We start from the raw sequence: 14,275 nt of genomic DNA, 5'->3' as shown, positions 1-14,275 counted from the left end.
CCTTCGCGCGCAATCACATCTGGATAACGGAGTCCTTTGCCTACGTAAGTAGGTGTTTTGGGGCATTAGGTTCTCTCCGCGAGGTCGAACCACGCGTCGTCGAGGGCACGGCGCGGTCGCCGTGCTTCACCGTCGGGGGTGCTAGGAGCGGCAGGCAGGTTCGGGTCCAGACCTCGAGTAAGGGGCCGACTCATGAGCAGATCCCGCTTACCCGCTCGCGTCACGACGGCGTTCTTCGCCGTCGTGCTGGCGGCCGCGCTGGGGGCGCCGGCCGCCACCGCCGCCGACGCACCGCTCGCCGACGGCGTGGCACCGGCGAAGATCGACGACGCGAAGCTGCAGGGCAAGCTCTCGCCGCGGCTGGGTGCCGCGCAGGGCCGCGTCACCGCGTTCGTCGAGCTGGCCAAGAAGCCCGCCGTCGACGCGTTCACCGCCGCGCAGCCGCAGGGCAAGGACCAGGCGAAGCGGGCCGCCCGCGCCGCGAAGGCCGACACCGCCGCCGCCGTGGACTCGGTCCTCGGCCAGCTGCGCTCGGCCGACGCCCAGCCGCAGGTCGTCACGCAGACCGCCAACGCCGTCCCCGGCGTCGTCGTCACCGCTGACGCCGCGAAGCTGCGCGAAGTCGCGAAGCGCGCGGACGTCGTTTCGGTGCGCACGGTCGTGCCGAAGACCCGCACCAACGCCAGCGCCGAGCAGCTGACCAACACGCTCGCCGCGTGGCAGCAGACCGGCAAGTTCGGCGACAACGTCCGCGTCGGCGTGATCGACGACGGCATCGACTACACCCACGCCGACTTCGGCGGCCCCGGCACGAAGGCCGCGTACAACGGCGTCGACCGGACCAAGCCGACCCCGCTCTTCCCGAGCGCGAAGGTCGTCGGCGGCACCGACCTCGTCGGTGACGACTACGACGCCGCGACGGCCGGCAAGACCACCCCGGCGCCGGACCCGAACCCCCTCGCCTGCGGTGAGCACGGCACGCACGTGGCCGGCACCATCGGCGGCTTCGGCGTCACCGCCGACGGCAAGACCTTCAAGGGCGACTACAAGAAGCTCGACGCCAAGAAGGTCGACGCGATGCAGATCGGCCCGGGCACGGCGCCGAAGTCGCTGCTCTACGCCATCAAGGTCTTCGGCTGCGCGGGCTCGACGAACGTCACCTCGCAGGCGCTGGACTGGGCGCTCGACCCGGACGGCGACGGCGACTTCACCGACCACCTCGACATCGTCAACCTGTCGCTGGGCTCCGACTTCGGCGCGCCGGACGACCCGGACTCGCTGTTCGTGCGCAAGCTCGCCGCGAACAACGTCCTCCCGGTGATCTCCGCGGGCAACGGCGGCGACATCAACGACATCGCCGGCTCGCCGGGCAACACCCCGGAGGCGCTCACCGTCGCCAGCACGCGCGACGCGGGCATCCTGCGCGACGCCGCCGAGGCCAAGGCCCCCGCGAACGCCGCGGGCCAGAAAACCGGGCAGTACAGCCAGAACTACACCGGCTACGACACCCTCGACGTGACCGCGCCCGTCGTGGCCCTCTCGGCGGCGAACGCCGCGGGCTGCGCGCCGTACTCCGCGGCGGACAAGGCGAAGGCCGCCGGCAAGTTCGTCTGGCTGGAGTGGGACGACAACGACTCGACCCGCGCCTGCGGTTCGGCGGCCCGGGCGAACAACGCCCAGGCGGCCGGGGCGAAGGGCGCGCTGCTGTCGTCCACTTTGGAACACTTCAGCGCGGGCATCGCGGGCAACGCGGCGATCCCGATGTTCCAGTTCACCGGTTCCGCGACGAAGACGCTGCGCGCGGCGCTGACCGCGGGCACGCTGCAGGTCCGGCTCTACGGCGCCGGGCGCGCCTCGATCCAGACCTACGACAAGACGATCGTGGACACCCCGAGCTCGTTCACCTCGCGCGGCACCCGCGGCCCGGCCCTCAAGCCGGACGTCGCCGCCCCCGGTGACACGATCACCTCGGCGTTCCGCGGCAGCGGCAACGGCCGGACCGTGCTCTCGGGCACGTCGATGGCCGCCCCGCACACCGCGGGCATCACGGCGCTGGTCCGCCAGTCGCACCCGGACTGGTCGGTCGAGGAGGTCAAGGCCTCGGTCATCGACACCGCCGGCCACGACGTCGGTGACGGCGCGGGCCACACCTACGCGCCGCAGCGCGTCGGCAGCGGCCGGATCGACGCCAAGGCTGCGCTGGACAACCAGGTGCTGGCCTACGTCCAGGACGACCCGGGCGCGGTCAGCGTCAGCTTCGGCACGGTCGAGGCTTCCGGGCCGGTGACGCTGTCGAAGACGATCAAGCTGGTCAACAAGGGCGTCACGCCGGCCGAGTACACCGTGGCCTACCAGGCGGTCAACGCGCTGCCGGGTGTCGAGTACACAGTGGACAAGCCGTCGGTGAAGCTGACCCCGCGCGGCACCGCCAAGGTCAAGGTGACGCTGAAGATCACCGACCCGAAGGCGCTGCGCAAGGTCATGGACCCGACCATGCAGGCCACCCAGGCCGGCCTGGCGCGGCAGTTCGTCGCCGACGCATCCGGGCGCGTCGCCTTCACCCCGACCAGTGGCGCCAAGGTGCCGCTGCGGGTTTCGGTGTACGCCGCACCCAAGCCGGTGTCGACGATTTCGACGCCGCAGTCGGTGAAGTTCGCCCCGGACGCCACCCAGGCCGTGCTGAACCTGACCGGCAAGGGTGTCGACCAGGGCTCCGGCGCGCAGCGGTACCGCTCGCTGATCAGCGTGCTCGAGCTGCAGGCGGAGTCCCCGCAGCTGCCCGAGTGCGACGCGGACGTGGTCACCGACTGCACGGTGAACAAGACCGCGAAGGGCGGCGACCTCCGCTACATCGGGGCGGCTTCCACCGCGCCGCTGGCGAAGGACCAGGGTGAGCCGGAGAACGCGATCCTCGCGTTCGGCCTGTCCACGTGGGGCGACTGGGCGAACATCGGCAGCAACACCTCGCCGTTCGTCGACATCGACACCACCGGGGACGGGACGCCGGACTTCGAGACCTACGTGACCAAGGCGACGTCCACGGACGTGCTGCTGGCCGTCACGGTCGCGCTGACCCCGGGCTTCCCGCAGGTGGACGTCCAGGCCGTCAACGGGCAGCTCGGCGACGTCGACACGAACGTGTTCGACACGAACGTGGTGACGCTGCCGGTTTCCCTGGCGGCGCTGGGCATCGACGCGACCGCCGACAGCCACCGCATCTCCTACACGGTGGGCGTGAGCGGTTTCTACGTCGCGCCGGGCACGACGAACGGGCTGATCGACTACGTCGGCACGCCGCTTTCGTTCGACGCGCTCGCGCCGGGCTACTCGGTGCAGGGCGGCGGCGACGCCGCGCTGGGCTACGTCGCGAAGCCGGGAACGGCGCTGGTCGTGAACCGGAACGCGGCTTCGGCCGCGGCGGACAAGGCTCTCGGTTTGTTCGTCATCGAGCACCACAACGCCGCGGGCAACCGGGCGAACGTGGTGAAGGTGGACGCCGCCCAGGGAGCTCGGCCGGGCACCGACCGTCAGCCGATCGGGGCTGGTCACCGCTAGTCCCCGGCAAGATCGATCAGTGCAGGAACAGGGGCGTTCCCGGCGGATTTCCGCCGGGGGCGCCCCGTTCTTGTTAACCCGATCGGGTGTCTCACCCTGCGGGAGGATGCGGCATAAGGGTGGTGCGGCTACGGCCGTTTGTCTACGGCCGGTAACCTTCCGGCTGCTGGCGTTTTGTTGCGGTGGGCCATCGGTGCATCCGGTGGCCTCGTCGACGGAGGTGTGTGGATGCGGCTCGCGGTGATCCCAGGAGACGGGATCGGGCCCGAGGTGGTCTCCGAGGCGCTGAAGGTGCTCGGTGAAGTAGTACCGACGGCGGAGATCACGAACTACGACCTCGGCGCCGCGCGGTGGCACGCGACCGGTGAGCTGCTCCCGGAGTCGGTGCTCGGCGAACTCCGCCAGCACGACGCGATCCTGCTGGGCGCGGTCGGCGACCCGACGGTGCCGAGCGGCATCCTCGAGCGCGGTCTGCTGCTGCGTCTGCGGTTCGAAATGGACCACCACGTCAACCTGCGCCCGGCGCGGCTGTACCCGGGTGTCCGGGGACCGCTGGCCGACGCCGGCGACGTCGACATGGTCGTCGTGCGCGAAGGGACCGAAGGCCCTTACGCGGGCACGGGTGGCTTGATCCGCAAGGACACCGAGCACGAGATCGCGACGGAGGTCAGCACCAACACGGCGTACGGCGTCCGGCGCGTGGTCGCGGACGCGTTCAGCCGCGCCGAGGCCCGCCCGCGCAAGCACCTGACGCTGGTGCACAAGACCAACGTGCTGTCGTTCGCCGGTTCGCTGTGGTCGCGGATCGTCGAAGAGGTCTCGCTGGAGCACCCGGACGTGACGGTCGCCTACTCCCATGTGGACGCGGCGACCATCCACCTGGTGACCGACCCGTCCCGGTTCGACGTGATCGTGACGGACAACCTGTTCGGCGACATCCTCACCGACCTCGCGGCGGCGGTGACCGGCGGCATCGGCCTCGCGGCGAGCGGCAACCTGGACATGACCCGCCGCAACCCGAGCATGTTCGAGCCGGTCCACGGTTCGGCGCCGGACATCGCGGGCCAGGGGCTCGCGGACCCGACGGCGGCGGTCCTTTCGGTGGCGCTGCTACTGGACCACCTGGGCCAGAAGGAAGCGGCGCGGCGGATCGAGGCTTCGGTGGCGTTCGATCTGGCCACGCGCGACCAGGCGTCGCCGGGCGCGACGACGGCGATCGGCGACCGGCTGGCGGCCCTCGTGTCGTCCAACGTGCGCACGGCGGGCTGAGACCGCTTTCCGCTTCACGGAGGAGCCCCGCACCCTGGTGGTGCGGGGCTTTTTCGTGCACGCGCTCCGGACGCGGTGAATGACTCATTCCTGGCGCCCGGCGCAGTGAATGACTCATTCCTGGCGTCGCGGGCGGTGAGTCGTGTTCCCGGATGGTGGGAGCTTGACCCAGGTTGTGGACTTCCACCGAAACCCTGTGGCATGATGCGACCGTGACCAGCTTCGCGATCATTATCATCGAGCGCGCCGGACGATAGCTCCACAAGAGCCCCCGGCGCGCAACCTCTCGCACCCTTGCGGGAGGTTTTTTTGTTGCCCGAAACGCTTGAAGCGCTGCACTAGGAGACCACCGTGACCCGCCAGGAGCCCGCCGATACCCCGCTCGGCGATGCCTTCCACCTCTACGACACGACCCTGCGCGACGGTGCGCAGCGCGAGGGCATCTCCTACTCCGTGCAGGACAAGCTGGCCGTCGCGCGGCTGCTGGACGAGCTCGGCGTCGGGTTCATCGAGGGTGGCTGGCCGGGCGCGCTGCCCAAGGACACGGAGTTCTTCGCCCGCGCCGCGAAAGGCGAACTCAAGCTCGAGCACGCGGCCCTCGTGGCTTTCGGCGCCACTCGCAAGGCCGGCACCACCGCCGACGCCGATCCGCAGGTCCGGGCACTGCTCGACAGCGAAGCTCCCGTCATCACCCTCGTCGCGAAGTCCGACCTGCGGCACATCGAACGCGCCCTGCGGGTCGACGTCGACGAAGCCTGCGCCATGGTCCGCGACACCGTCGCGTTCCTGGTCAAGGAAGGCCGGCGGGTCTTCCTCGACGCCGAGCACTTCTTCGACGGCTACGCCTACTCACCCGAGACTTCGCTGAGGATCCTCGACGCCGCCGGAAACGCGGGCGCCGACGTTCTCGTCCTCTGCGACACCAACGGCGGGCAGCTGCCGCTGGGTCTCGCCGAGACGGTCCGGACCATCAAGGAAAAGACGGGATTCCGCCTCGGGATCCACTGTCAGGACGACACTTCCTGCGCCGTGGCGAACTCCGTCGCCGCGGTGCAGGCCGGCGTGACGCACGTTCAGTGCACCGCCAACGGTTACGGGGAGCGGGCCGGCAACGCCGACCTCTTCGCCGTGACGGGAAACCTGGTGACCAAGCTCGGCATGGAGGTCCTCCCGACCGGAGGTGCCGCCGAGCTCACCCGGGTCTCCCATGCCCTTGCCGAAATCGCCAACCTCGCCCCCTACACCCACCAGGCTTACGTAGGGGCGTCGGCTTTCGCTCACAAGGCGGGACTGCACGCGAGCGCGATCAAGGTGGATCCGTTGCTGTACAACCACATCGATCCGTCTTCCGTCGGCAATGACATGCGGGTACTGGTCACCGAGATGGCCGGCAGGGCCAGCCTCGAGCTCAAGGGACGTGAGCTCGGGGTCGACCTTGCCGGCCGGCCCGAGGCGCTGACGAGCGCCATCACGAAGGTCAAGCGCCTCGAGGCGGAGGGCTGGTCCTTCGAGGCCGCCGACGCCTCCCTCGAGCTCCTGCTGCGCCAGGAGGCCGACGTGCCCGCCGAGGCGCCGTTCGAGCTCGAGTCCTACCGGGTCGTGCTCGACCACCGCGCCGACGCCGAGGTCGTGTCCGAGGCGACGGTCAAGGTGCACGTCGGCGGCCAGCGCGTCATCGCCACCGCCGAGGGCATCGGCCCGGTGCACGCGCTCGACGCCGCCCTGCGGAAGGCGCTGAGCCCGCACCTGTCCTGGTTGGACAGTGTGGAGCTCGCCGACTACAAGGTCCGCATCCTCCAGGGCCACCCGGGCACCGACGCCGTGACGCGCGTGCTGGTCGAGAGCACCGACGGCGAGCGCGAGTGGACCACGGTCGGGGTGCACGGGAACATCGTCGAGGCCAGCTGGCTGGCCCTCTGTGACGCGCTCGTGCACAAGAGCAGCACCGTGGCCCCGGCACAGTGACATCCGGGCCCCCGGCCCGGGCCGGGGGCTCCGCCACCCGGAACCCCCGAAAGGCACAGTGACATCCGGGCCTTCGGCCCGGGCCGGGGGCTCCGCCACCCGGAACCCCCGAAAGCCGTTGGGTGGGCAGACGTAGACTGACCGCGTGCGCCTAGCCCGTATTGCTCATCCCGGTGGTGTCGCGTTCGCTTCGGTCGAAGGGGACGGCGACGACGCCCAGGTCCTGGAAATCGCCGAGCACCCGTTCGGCCAGCCCAACTTCACCGGCAAGCGGTGGCCGCTGGCCGACGTCCGGCTGCTCGCGCCGATCCTGCCGTCGAAGGTGATCGCCGTCGGCCGGAACTACGCCAAGCACGCGGCCGAGTTCGGCAACGAGGTGCCCAGCGCCCCGATGCTGTTCCTCAAGCCGTCGACCACGGTCGTCGGGCCGAACGCGCCGATCCGGCGTCCGTCCGGCATCGGCCGCGTCGACTTCGAGGGCGAGCTGGCCATCGTCATCGGGCAGCCGGTGAAGAACGTGCCCGCCGCCCGCGCCGCGAGCGCCATCCTCGGCTACACCGTGGCCAACGACGTCAGCGCGCGCGACCTCCAGAAGTCCGACGGCCAGTGGGGCCGCGCGAAGGGCTTCGACACGTTCTGCCCGCTCGGGCCGTGGATCGAGACGTCGCTCGACGCGTCCGACCTGGCGCTGCGGGCCGAGGTGGACGGCGAGCTCAAGCAGGACGGCCGCACGTCCGACCTGGTCCACAAGATCCCCGAGCTGGTCGAGTTCGTCTCCGGCGTGATGACGCTGCTGCCCGGCGACGTCATCCTGACCGGCACGCCCGAGGGCGTCGGCCCGATCGAGGGCGGCCAGAGCGTCTCGATCACCATCGAAGGCATCGGCACCCTGACCAACCCGGTCGAAAACATCTGACGTGCTCTGAAGGCCACCATGAGGGAACTGGATGCCCTCATGGTGGCCTTCAGAGGCTTCACCGCTGGACCGGCTCCATCGGACGCCGGGCGTAGGCCGGGGCGTGCTCCGGACGCAGGCCCAGGCCCAGCAGCCGCGCCGGGATGTAGGACAGCACCGGGAACCGGCTCCACAGCTTGATCATCGGCGCCGGCGGGCCGTTGCGCTTGCCCGCCATCACCGCGCGCATCACGCCGCGGTGCAGCAGCCGCTGCAGCCCCTGCACCAGCAGCGTCGGCGCGAGCCGCCGGGAGCGCACCTTCGCGAGATCCGCGTCCGTGGGACGGCCTCGGCGCAGCGGCTCGGCCAGCAGCGTCGCCGCTGCGACCGCGTCCTGCACCGCCAGGTTGATGCCGACCCCGCCGATCGGCGACATCGCGTGCGCCGCGTCGCCGATGCACAGCAGCCCGTCGACGTGCCACTTGCGCAGCAGGTTGAGCCGCACGTCGAGGAACTTGACGTCGTCCATCGTCTCGAGCTCGTGCACCCGGTCGGTGAACTCCGGGCAGATCTGCGTGACGTTGTCGCGGAACGCCTCGATGCCCTGCTTGCGCAGATCATCACCCTTCGGGCCGAGGTAGGCGACCTGGAAGAAGTCGGGCCGGGGGAGCGGCACGGCGAAGCGGCGGTCCCGCATCTTCGGCAGGAGCATCGTGGCGACGTCGCCCTCCTTCCGCGACAGCCGGAACCACCAGACGTCGAACGGGCAGTCGTATTCGCGGGGCACCAGACCGGCTTCGCGGCGGGCCAGCGACCAGCGGCCGTCTGCGGCGATCACCAGGTCGGCACGGATTTCCCCGGTCTCCCCGGCGGTCGTGCGGTAGGTGACGCCGGCGACCCGCCCGTGTTCGCGGACCAGGCCGGTGCACTCGGTCTCCATCCGCTGGACGAACGTCGGCTCCTTGCGGGCGCTTTCGGCGAGCAGGTCGAGGAAGTCCCACTGCGGCACCATCGCGATGTACGGGTGGGCGACCTTCAACCGGGTGAAGTCGGCGAGCTTCATCATCTCGCCGTTTTCCTGGGGGAACCCGGCCGCGGTCAGCTCGCTGTGCGGCAGCGCGTGGAACTTCTCGCCGAGACCCAGCTCGTCCAGCAGCGTGAGCGTCGACGGGTGGACGGTGTCGCCGCGGAAGTCCCGCAGGAAGTCGGCGTGCTTCTCCAGCACCGTCACCTCGACGCCGGCCCGGGCCAGCAGGAGCCCCGTGACCATTCCGGCCGGCCCGCCACCGATGACGACGCAGCTCGTGCGCTCGGTCATCTCCACCATCTCCCCATCTATTCATCGCCTGTTGAATAAGCCGAGGATGCACCCGCCCAGTCCCCGGCGTCAAGCGATGTGGCGGCGGATACGCTGATCGGGCTATGAGTGAGACATCGGTGGTTCGCGCGCGCTTCTGTCCTTCGCCGACCGGCACCCCGCACGTGGGGCTGATCCGCACGGCGCTGTTCAACTGGGCCTTCGCCCGGCACAACCAGGGGCAACTGGTGTTCCGGATCGAAGACACCGACACCGCCCGCGACTCGCAGGAGTCCTACGAGCAGCTGCTCGACGGGCTGCGCTGGCTCGGCATCGACTGGGACGAGGGTCCCGAGGTCGGCGGCGAGTACGGGCCGTACCGCCAGAGCGAGCGGCGCGCGATCTACGCTGACGTCGCCGCGAAGCTGCTCGAGGCGGGCGAGCTGTACGAGGCGTTCTCCACCAACGAGGAGGTCGAGGCGCGGCGCAAGGCCGCCGGCCTGGACCCGAAGCTCGGCTACGACAACTTCGACCGCGACCTCACCGACGAGCAGCGCGCCGCCTACCGCGCCGAGGGACGCGCGCCGGTGCTGCGGCTGCGCATGCCGGACACCGACCTCGGCTGGACCGACTTGGTGCGCGGGGACATCACCTTCCCGGTGAACACCATCCCGGACCCGGTGCTGGTCCGCGCCAACGGTGAGCCGCTGTACACGCTGACCAACCCGGTCGACGACGCGCTGATGAAGATCACGCACGTCCTGCGCGGCGAGGACCTGCTGCCGTCGACGCCCCGGCAGATCGCGCTCTACGCCGCGCTGGAGCGCGTCGGCGTCGCGGGGTTCACGCCGCAGTTCGGCCATTTGCCGTACGTCATGGGCGAGGGCAACAAGAAACTGTCCAAACGCGACCCTTCGTCGAACCTCTTCAACTACCGCGACCGCGGCTTCATCCGCGAGGGCCTGCTCAACTACCTGGCCCTGCTCGGCTGGTCGATCGCCGACGACCGCGACGTCTTCAGCGTCGAGGAAATGGTCGCCGCCTTCGACGTCACCAAGGTCAGCGCCAACCCGGCGCGCTTCGACCTCAAAAAGGCCGAAGCGATCAACGGCACCCACGTGCGGGCATTGCCCGCGACCGAGTTCGTGAAGCGCGTCACGCCCTACCTCGTCACCGCGGGTGTCCTTCCGGAATCGCCGGGCGAGGACCAGCTGACCCGGCTGGACGCGATCGCGCCGCTGGTTCAGGAACGCGTCACGGTGCTTTCGGACGCGGCCCCGATGGTGCGGTTCCTCTTCGTTGCGGAAGACGCGTTCGCGCCCGAGGAGGACGCCGCGGCGAAGAACCTCGGCGAAGCCGCGCAGCCGGTGCTCGCCGCGGCGGTCGCCGCGCTCGAGGCGCTGCCGTCGTGGGAGACCGAAGCCATCGAGCAGGCGCTCAAGGACGCCCTTGTGGACGGTCTGGGTCTCAAGCCCCGCAAGGCTTTCGCGCCGGTCCGGGTCGCCGTGACCGGACGGACGGTTTCCCCTCCGCTGTACGAATCGATGGAACTGCTCGGCCGCGATGTCTCGTTGGGACGTCTTCGCCGCGCATTGGTCGGATAACCGAAGGAAGACGGCTCGCCAACTGGGAGTAGAGCCGGTGCGCCGGAACGGGGGCGCGGCAATCACCTCTTTGGCAGCGTCGCGAACGCTGCGGTTGCCCTAGCCTCACTGGGTGGATTTCGCCCTGGCACCCCGGACCCCGTCGCGAACCGTCCCCGCCGAGGCGGCGTCCGAACCTTGGGCGCCGCCGGAGCTGCGGCTGGTGTGCCTGGACATCGACGACACCCTGATCGACTGCACCGCCGCGATCCGCCGCAGCCTCCACATCCTGACCGGCCGGGGCGACCTGTGGCCGTTGTGGGACCTGATCACCGAAGAGCACGTCGCGCTCGTCGTCGCCGGCGACCTCGACTACGCGACGATGCACCAGCGGCGCACCGGCTGCTTCCTCGCGGAGCTCGGCATCCTCGCCGACGACGAGCAGGTGAGCTCGTTCGAACGGCGCCGAAGAGAGCTGCTCGACCATTCGTGGCAGCTGTTCGGCGACGTCCTCGACTGCCTGGAATGGCTGCGCGCCGCCGGCCTGATGCTGGCCGCCGTGACCAACGCGTCGGGTGGTCACCAGCGGAAGAAAATCGCCGACCTGGGACTGGCGCCGTTCTTCGACCACGTCGCCATCGCCGGGGAACTCGGGGTGGCCAAACCCGATCCGGTGATGTTCCACACGGTCTGCCTCGGCCTGGGCTGCGCACCCGCCCAGGCCGTTCACGTCGGCGACAAACTGGACACGGACGCGATCGGCGCCCGCGACGCCGGCCTCGGCGCGGTCTGGCTCGACCGCGACGACATCGGCGAGCGCGTGCCCGAGGGCGTCCACCGGGTGGCCGGTCTGGCCGAGCTGCCTGAGCTGCTGGTTTCGGAGTACGCGACGATCGGTGTCCCCGCCCAGCGCGGAAGTGGCACCCCCGCGTTCACCGTCCGGAACGGCGTGCTCTAGTATTTCTCCTCGTGCGGTGCTGAACCGGCCGGGCCTGATCGGGTCGGTGGGTACCTCACTGGGGTATGGTGTAATTGGCAGCACGACTGGTTCTGGTCCAGTTAGTCTAGGTTCGAGTCCTGGTACCCCAGCTGCGGAGAGTAACCCCCCTGCAGAGCGAGAAATCGCCTCTGGTAAGTTCTCTCCAGCAAGAAAAACTGAAAAGCCCTTGGGAAACCAGGGAAGATCCTAAGCCCCCGTCGTCTAGCGGCCTAGGACGCCGGCCTCTCACGCCGGTAGCGTGGGTTCGAATCCCATCGGGGGTACCAGCAGTTACCACCCAAGCCCGTCTGACCCAGGTCAGGCGGGCTTTTTGGTGCGCTGGAAGACGAAGATCCCACTCGCGGCTCAAGGGGCTTCACTCGGGCGAGAAGCCCGGCAGGGACGCCTCGGGTGCCTCGGGGCCGGTGGACGATGGTGGTGCGGTTCAGGGGCTCGTCCGGCCGGACGGGCGGAGAAGCAGCCGTCGGCGACGAAGGTGGGTTTCTTCGCCGCCGACGGGCCGACGGAACGACCGCGGTGATCTCTCCCCAGTGATCTGCCGTCACCATGGCTACTTCTTGACGGCGGCGACCTTCTTGCGCGGGGCACGCTTGCGCGCGGCCGGTGCCGGCGCCGCGGCCTCGGCGGCCTGAGCGGCTTCGAACGCGGCGATCACCTCGGACGACAGCCGGCCGCGCTCGGAGACCTCGTAGCCGTTCGCGTTCGCCCAGGCGCGGATCTGCTGGTTGCGCTCGCGGTCACTCGTGCTGGTCGTCGTCGACTGGCCGGTCGCGACGCGGACCTTGCGCCCGCCGGTGCGGCGGCCGGCGGCGATGTAGCGGGCGAGTTCGTCGCGCAGGGCGGCGGCGTTTTCGTCGGAGAGGTCGATCTCGTACATGACGCCGTCGAGGGTGAACGGGACGGTGTGGGCGGCGGGCGTTCCGTCGATGTCGTCGAGCATCTCGACGAGGACCTTCTGGGCCATTCCTGCTCCTTGAAACGGTATATACCAGTAAACCGGTGGCGGTGACCGAGCGCACGAATGTGCCGCTCCCCCGCGGAGTATATCCATACCGGTCGGTTTGGGGAGATATCTCCTCGCCAGTATCGGAAACAGGGAACCCGCCTCGGAGAATTGTCGGGCGCGCCGGTCGAACCGGTATTCACCACCAGCACGACGATCCGGCCGGCCGGCGGAACGTCCTATCCGGACGGTAGGGAGGACCTGCCGATCCGCCGGGAGATGCCCGCGCGCCGGGCACGTCGCCGCGTCAGCGGGGACGAGGTCGCCGCCGGTCACCAGGAGGGCGGCGGCCCGGTGGACGGCCGTCGAAGCCACCCCGTGCCCGCCGGGTTCGACGGCGCGGAACGTGCCGTCCGGGACCGGGTCGCCGTCCGAGCCGGTGCCCGCCTGACCGCCCGGGTCCGGACCGCCCCCGCCGGGCAGCGTCGCGCACCGGGCGGCGCGCTTCGGCGTGCCGGCGCCCGGCATCTCGACCGCCCCGGGTCAGGTCGGTGAAGTCCACTTGGGACGGCTGCCGGCCGGCGGTGCGGGAACGGCGTGGCTTCGTCGAGCGTGGCTCTTCGGCCGGCCGCGATCGTCCGCCGGACCGGCTGACGCAGCCGCGCCGGCTCTGCTCGCGGCCTCACGCCAAGCCGGTCGACGAGGGGTGCGCGGATCGGCGCCGGCCGAGCAGCGAGGTTCTCCGTTGAGCCGCTTGGGTTTTTCGCGTCGTCATGGTCGAACAACTGAGCGACTGGAAAGCCCGTCCCGGCCCTGTCCTATATGGACATGCCGCTCATTTTCCCGGCAAGTGCGCAGGTCAGCGCCCGATCATTGACTGATCGTGCCGAATGGGGAGGGTTGAGGCCGGCGACGTCGAGCCCGGACTTCTTCGGCGACACAACGAAGTTTCGGCCACCCCTGTTTGGATTTTCGGCCGTCCTGGTAATACTCTGTGTGACGTCGGCCGAGATGGGCCTGACTGTTGGTTCCACTATGGAGGACTGGAATGACGAACAAGGCCCAGCTGATCGAGGCGCTGTCGGAGCGCCTGGGCGACGACAAGAAGGTGGCTGCGCAGGCCGTCGACGGTCTCGTGGACATCATCATCCGGACGGTCAACAAGGGCGAAAAGGTCAACATCACCGGCTTCGGTGTGTTCGAGAAGCGGGCCCGCGCGGCGCGTACCGCTCGCAACCCGCGCACCGGTGAGGCCGTGAAGGTCAAGAAGACCAACGTGCCCGCGTTCCGCGCCGGCACCACCTTCAAGGACGTCATCTCCGGCTCCAAGAAGCTGCCCAAGGCCACCCCGGTCAAGCGCGCCACCGCGGCCCGCGCGACCGCCACGAAGACCGCTGCCGCCGCCGCTCCGGCCAAGGCGACCACGACCCGCACCACCACGCGGGCCGCCGCGGCCAAGCCGGCCACCACGTCCCGGACCCGTGCCACCGCGGCGAAGCCGGCCGCGAAGGCCACCGCCACCAAGGCGGCCCCGAAGACCGCCGCGGCGAAGACCGCCGCGGCCAAGGCCACCACCGCGAAGGCCACCACCACGCGGGCGAAGGCCGCCGCCAAGCCGGCCGCCACGAAGACCGCCGCGGCGAAGAAGCCCGCCGCCGCCAAGGTTCCGGCCAAGCGCACGTCGGCCGCCAAGAAGAAGTAGCAGTACTACGACCGGAAGGGCCCCGCACCGGCAGGTGCGGGGCCCTTCGGCGTTCCCGGGCCCGGG

The 14,275-nt window shown here is 70.0% G+C and carries 9 protein-coding genes and 2 tRNA genes; 9 read left to right on the top strand and 2 right to left on the bottom strand.

The window, feature by feature from the left end:
* The first annotated feature begins 192 nt into the window (after positions 1-192).
* The 4 genes from AB0M83_RS05760 to AB0M83_RS05745 all read left to right on the top strand — a co-directional run bounded on the left by AB0M83_RS05760 (position 193) and on the right by AB0M83_RS05745 (position 7,705).
* On the top strand, positions 193-3,555 hold the full coding sequence (locus AB0M83_RS05760; RefSeq protein WP_364513007.1) for a S8 family serine peptidase: 3,363 nt from the start codon (positions 193-195) through the stop codon (positions 3,553-3,555).
* Between the two features lie 228 nt (positions 3,556-3,783).
* Positions 3,784-4,824 (top strand): 3-isopropylmalate dehydrogenase, encoded by a 1,041-nt coding sequence (locus AB0M83_RS05755; RefSeq protein ID WP_364513004.1) that lies wholly within the window; start codon positions 3,784-3,786, stop codon positions 4,822-4,824.
* A gap of 351 nt (positions 4,825-5,175) precedes the next feature.
* Positions 5,176-6,789, top strand: a complete 1,614-nt coding sequence (gene cimA / locus AB0M83_RS05750; protein WP_364513001.1) for a citramalate synthase — start codon at positions 5,176-5,178, stop codon at positions 6,787-6,789.
* Positions 6,790-6,934: 145 nt separating this feature from the next.
* A complete protein-coding gene (locus AB0M83_RS05745) occupies positions 6,935-7,705 on the top strand; it encodes a fumarylacetoacetate hydrolase family protein (RefSeq protein WP_364512998.1) in 771 nt (256 codons plus the stop codon).
* Positions 7,706-7,763: 58 nt separating this feature from the next.
* On the opposite strand, the gene AB0M83_RS05740 is transcribed toward AB0M83_RS05745, so the two are convergent.
* Positions 7,764-9,011, bottom strand: coding sequence for an FAD-dependent oxidoreductase (locus AB0M83_RS05740; RefSeq protein WP_364512995.1), 1,248 nt, complete (start codon positions 9,009-9,011; stop codon positions 7,764-7,766).
* Positions 9,012-9,106: 95 nt separating this feature from the next.
* Between AB0M83_RS05740 and gltX the strand changes: the two genes are divergently transcribed.
* From gltX to AB0M83_RS05720, 4 genes are all read left to right on the top strand, one after another.
* Positions 9,107-10,585 (top strand): glutamate--tRNA ligase, encoded by a 1,479-nt coding sequence (gene gltX / locus AB0M83_RS05735; protein ID WP_364512992.1) that lies wholly within the window; start codon positions 9,107-9,109, stop codon positions 10,583-10,585.
* 202 nt (positions 10,586-10,787) lie between these two features.
* Positions 10,788-11,522 (top strand): HAD family hydrolase, encoded by a 735-nt coding sequence (locus AB0M83_RS05730; protein WP_364513471.1) that lies wholly within the window; start codon positions 10,788-10,790, stop codon positions 11,520-11,522.
* Between the two features lie 59 nt (positions 11,523-11,581).
* Positions 11,582-11,653: transfer RNA gene (locus tag AB0M83_RS05725), tRNA-Gln, on the top strand.
* A 101-nt stretch (positions 11,654-11,754) separates the two neighbouring features.
* A tRNA-Glu gene (locus tag AB0M83_RS05720) sits at positions 11,755-11,830 on the top strand.
* A 284-nt stretch (positions 11,831-12,114) separates the two neighbouring features.
* Here the strand turns inward: AB0M83_RS05720 and AB0M83_RS05715 are convergent.
* Positions 12,115-12,528, bottom strand: a complete 414-nt coding sequence (locus AB0M83_RS05715) for an Lsr2 family protein (protein WP_364512989.1) — start codon at positions 12,526-12,528, stop codon at positions 12,115-12,117.
* 1,027 nt (positions 12,529-13,555) lie between these two features.
* Between AB0M83_RS05715 and AB0M83_RS05710 the strand changes: the two genes are divergently transcribed.
* Positions 13,556-14,209 (top strand): HU family DNA-binding protein, encoded by a 654-nt coding sequence (locus AB0M83_RS05710; protein WP_364512986.1) that lies wholly within the window; start codon positions 13,556-13,558, stop codon positions 14,207-14,209.
* Positions 14,210-14,275 lie beyond the last annotated feature (66 nt).

Origin of the sequence: Amycolatopsis sp. NPDC051106 (assembly GCF_040682775.1) — a bacterium.
Lineage (GTDB): Bacteria > Actinomycetota > Actinomycetes > Mycobacteriales > Pseudonocardiaceae > Amycolatopsis.
The sequence above is the reverse complement of the archived record's forward strand: the minus strand, read 5'-3'. Positions and strand labels throughout refer to the sequence as shown.

Bases quoted from the DNA above. Each gene is read 5' to 3' on its own strand.
- AB0M83_RS05715 (WP_364512989.1), bottom strand. From the start codon at position 12,528: ATGGCCCAGAAGGTCCTCGTCGAGATGCTCGACGACATCGACGGAACG.
- AB0M83_RS05710 (WP_364512986.1), top strand. From the start codon at position 13,556: ATGACGAACAAGGCCCAGCTGATCGAGGCGCTGTCGGAGCGCCTGGGC.
- gltX (WP_364512992.1), top strand. From the start codon at position 9,107: ATGAGTGAGACATCGGTGGTTCGCGCGCGCTTCTGTCCTTCGCCGACC.
- AB0M83_RS05755 (WP_364513004.1), top strand. From the start codon at position 3,784: ATGCGGCTCGCGGTGATCCCAGGAGACGGGATCGGGCCCGAGGTGGTC.
- AB0M83_RS05740 (WP_364512995.1), bottom strand. From the start codon at position 9,011: ATGGTGGAGATGACCGAGCGCACGAGCTGCGTCGTCATCGGTGGCGGG.
- AB0M83_RS05760 (WP_364513007.1), top strand. From the start codon at position 193: ATGAGCAGATCCCGCTTACCCGCTCGCGTCACGACGGCGTTCTTCGCC.